Annotated in this window: 1 pseudogene; it reads right to left on the bottom strand. The window is 47.8% G+C overall.

What is annotated here, in order from left to right:
- Positions 1-445: pseudogene (locus R8N49_RS29020) on the bottom strand (phosphate ABC transporter, permease protein PstA); the annotation flags it as partial.
- Between the last annotated feature and the right edge of the window lie 137 nt (positions 446-582).

The following is a 582-nucleotide window of genomic DNA, read 5'->3' as shown; positions in this document are numbered from 1 at the left end:
CCACCAGCTTACCAAAAAAGTATCCGCCGCTGCTGCGCTCAATCACCGCCCACTCTTTGGGTGTGGTTGGCTCATCCAGCTGCATCTGCAATACGGAAATAAAATCGGCCGGATATAACTCGCGATTCGCAATTTTGATGTTCAATCGAGTCGCGAAATCCTCATCTTCGTCTAACTTCTTGACGGCATCCACTGGAAGATAGCTTCTCGGAACAAAGCTGCGCTCGTAAATCTGGCCAATCAAAATGGTGTTTTCATGCAGCACTTCACCTTGCACCGGCGTCAACGACGTTACGTTCCATTGATACAATGGCGCAGGCCAGAAATAGGTTAATCCTTTCCAACCAATGAGGAGCAATAACCCTAACACCGACAACAGACTGATGCTGACCGCACCGCCTGTTAGCCATATCCACGGTGCGCCAGAACGAATCCAATTTAACATTCAGTCACTCGCTCTTTTTCCTGATCTAAACTACAACGCACGGTATTTATCTCTCAATCTTTGACGAACCAACTCTGCCAACGCGTTCACAGCAAAGGTGAAGACAAACAAAATCAACGCAGCGAGGAACAACAAAC

It is taken from the genome of Vibrio sp. 1978 (assembly GCF_033344345.1).
The sequence above is the reverse complement of the archived record's forward strand: the minus strand, read 5'-3'. Positions and strand labels throughout refer to the sequence as shown.